This is a genomic window from Limnospira sp. (genome assembly GCF_051859755.1).
Taxonomy (GTDB): domain Bacteria; phylum Cyanobacteriota; class Cyanobacteriia; order Cyanobacteriales; family Microcoleaceae; genus Limnospira; species Limnospira fusiformis.
This window is the reverse complement of record NZ_JBIMLI010000227.1, coordinates 2,188-4,508: the sequence shown is the minus strand read 5'-3', so window position 1 is coordinate 4,508 and position 2,321 is coordinate 2,188. Positions and strand designations below refer to the sequence as shown.

At 43.8% G+C, this 2,321-nt stretch carries 2 protein-coding genes, 1 tRNA gene and 1 pseudogene; 2 read left to right on the top strand and 2 right to left on the bottom strand.

What is annotated here, in order from left to right; all coding sequences use genetic code 11:
• Window positions 1–144: 144 nt before the first annotated feature.
• Window positions 145–217 (bottom strand) — tRNA-Arg (locus ACTIE0_RS22925).
• A 221-nt stretch (window positions 218–438) separates the two neighbouring features.
• Here ACTIE0_RS22925 and folB point away from each other — a divergent pair.
• Entirely contained in the window at window positions 439–792 is a 354-nt protein-coding gene (gene folB, locus ACTIE0_RS22920) for a dihydroneopterin aldolase (protein ID WP_008049009.1), read from the top strand.
• 289 nt (window positions 793–1,081) lie between these two features.
• Window positions 1,082–1,915 carry an exosortase-dependent surface protein XDP2 gene (locus ACTIE0_RS22915; RefSeq protein WP_439516999.1) on the top strand — a complete coding sequence of 278 codons (834 nt, stop codon included), beginning with the start codon at window positions 1,082–1,084 and terminating at the stop codon, window positions 1,913–1,915.
• A gap of 117 nt (window positions 1,916–2,032) precedes the next feature.
• Here ACTIE0_RS22915 and ACTIE0_RS22910 read toward each other — a convergent pair.
• A pseudogene (locus ACTIE0_RS22910) lies at window positions 2,033–2,321 on the bottom strand (transketolase C-terminal domain-containing protein); the annotation flags it as partial.

Below are 2,321 nucleotides of genomic sequence, written 5' to 3'. Positions count from 1 at the left end.
CAATAATTAAGATTTGTTGCTAAGGGATATGCACCAATTGTCCCGTGTGCTAAGACTGAATGGAGTGCATTTTGAGTGTGACGGTACGACTATCGGGTTAAGTAAATTCCCGCTATCGCCGTCAGGATAAGGCAATAGAAAAAACGAGCATGGAGGGATTTGAACCCCCGACCCTCAGAACCGGAATCTGATGCTCTATCCACTGAGCTACATGCCCTAAGACCAAATTCACTATAACATATATTCGGCAAATATTGATCAACCCAACGACAATTTCATCTCTTAGCAATCAATCCCCTATAGCAGGGAGGGGGTCGGTTCGCCAAATACCAGGAACCTCAACGCTAAAATTTCCTGGGTCATGGGCCTATATTTCTACCATAGGTGGCGCTTTGGGTGAAAATTAAGATCACAATGACAAAAAGGTTAGCTAAAAATATGGACTCAATTGAAATTAAAGGTATCCGCAGTTATGGTTATACGGGATATCTCCAGGAGGAAAGGGTATTAGGTCAGTGGTTTGAAGTTAATGTGCGCTTGTGGTTTGACTTGCGCGTTGCCGGACATAGTGATACGATCGCAGATACGGTGGATTATCGGGGAACCATTGCTACAGTTGAGCATATTGTCAAAACGGCTAAATTTGCTCTGGTGGAAAGACTAGCAGAGGCGATCGCTCAAGCTATCCTGGAACAGTCCCAGGTTGAGCGGGTTCAGATCCAGTTAATTAAACTCGCTCCCCCCATTCCTGACTTTAGCGGACAAATTCAAGTTGAAATCACTAGACCTTAACATTCACCACCGCAATTAGCAGTCGGTTAACTCCATTTTCAGGTTATACCTTTCCCTAGGTGTCAGATCACAACAGGCTGTGATTTGTGACACATACGTTCAAGACCATAGTCACAAAACTAAAAAGCTACCTTTACAAAAGCCATACATTTATAAATCTTTGGTAAAAAAGGTGTTTTACATTAGACACACCAGGGAAATGATGCTACAACATTAATAGTACGAAAGTACGAAGTCCAGCCAAGTTGTTATCTAAGTTAGTCAAATTATCACACCAGAGGTAAAAATTATGAACACTAAACTAAGTCTATCAGTATTTTTAGGTGTACTAGCCGGTGGTCTAGGATTCGCAGGTTCTGCTCAAGCATTTTACTTCGAGACCCACTTATTAAACCAGGATTCCTACGATCCGGGTGGGGATGTCTTGCTGGATTATGTTAAGGTTGATGGCAATATTTTCAGTGATTTTGCCCTTGTCAACCGCGCTAATATCATTCATAACGACGAGTATACAGGTGGTAACACAGGTGCTGCTAGTTCTGATATGGGACCACTAGCAACCGTAGGAACATCTGCGGAAGACCCTACCAATGAAGACATTGTGACATCTTTGGGAAATAATAACCTGAACAGCATTATCGATGGAGAGGACACCGGAAGTTTCGCGATCGATCTTTGGTTTGATCGTCGGGTTGATAACCTGTTTTTGTGGGAACGTGGCATGAACAGTGCCCTAACAATTCAAGCGATCGACCAACAAGGCAACAATTTGAATAATACCTTTACTATTGCACGCGACGGCTGGGATGATGCCGGGTTTAGAATTAATACACTAGAAATCGCCAATACCAGAAATCATGTTCAACAAGTCGGTTCTCGGGGAGTGTCCTTGGCTGATTTAGGACTTGACCCCTCAGAAAGGTCTATTGGTGGTATTCGTGTAAGTGCTGCATGGTCTGAGTCCGATGGTCCTGGCGATCTTGACCTGCGAAAATGGTATAATGGACCAGACTGGAAAGTGGTTGGTGCTGCTGTACCAGAACCAGGTATGATTTTCGGTCTAGGCGCTATTGGTGCTGGTTTGGTTGCTTCCAACCTTCGCAAGAAAGGAAATAAAGCGTAGAATTGCAGCAACGGTTAGCTTCAGATTTGATGCTGCATAGACTCTAAAGGAAGGCGGGTTGATCAACTTGATCAACCCGCCCTATATTTTTTAACCAGAAAAAAGGTTGTTTGGTGACTAACGGACTAATTCCTTAACCTTGGTCATAATACCGTTGGGGTCAATACCCTGATGAGGGAACTGTTCCCAGAGACCGCCACAACCTTCCTTGTGAGTAGCAAGATAGGCGTATTTAGGAGTATAGCCACCTTCTAGCAACCAGGAACCAAAACGGCTACCGAGTCCAGTGCGACGGTTAAAGGCTTCGACGACCATGACAAAGGGAGCCTTTCCGATTTTGGCTAACATATCTTCATCAACGACATTGAGGGTAGATTTATTAATTAACCCGACATCAATACCTTCT